Source organism: Arthrobacter sp. Y3223164 (assembly GCF_059091005.1).
In genome coordinates, this window is the sequence record NZ_JBNHGF010000827.1 from 1 (window position 1) to 506 (window position 506).

Annotated in this window: 1 protein-coding gene; it reads left to right on the top strand. The window is 65.4% G+C overall.

Annotated elements, in window-relative coordinates:
* A partial coding sequence (locus tag AC5RUJ_RS18240; RefSeq protein WP_494156518.1) for an ERAP1-like C-terminal domain-containing protein occupies positions 1-439 on the top strand: 439 nt, incomplete at its 5' end.
* Positions 440-506 lie beyond the last annotated feature (67 nt).

Consider the following 506-nt stretch of genomic DNA (forward strand, 5'->3'; position numbering starts at 1 on the left):
GGAGCTGGATGCGGCCCTGGAAGCCGACCGCAACGCGGCGGCGCGTGCCGGCCATCTGGCCGCCATGACCGCGCGGCCCGTTCCGGAGGTGAAGGCCGAGGCCTGGCACACCGCGGTGCATACCGATTCGCTGTCCAACGAGCTGCTGGACGCCACCATCGATGGTTTCTGCCAGGGCCCGCCCGGGCTTCACGCCGGGTATGTGGAACCGTACTTTGAGGAACTCGATCGAATCTGGTCGGTGAAGAGCATCGAGATAGCGGGCAGGCTGGTTTGGGGGCTCTACCCCATCACACAGGACCTGGTCTCCGGACAGGCACCTGCTGAACACCCCGTCGTCGTACGCACCGATGCCTGGCTCGACAGCCACGCGGAGGCGCCGGCCGCGCTTCGCCGAATCGTCATAGAACAGCGCGACCATCTGCTCCGGGCTTATTGAGACGCATTGGATACTCCCAGACGCCGCATCGGCCAACGGCCCCGGTTCTGTTTGTGTTTCGACCTCT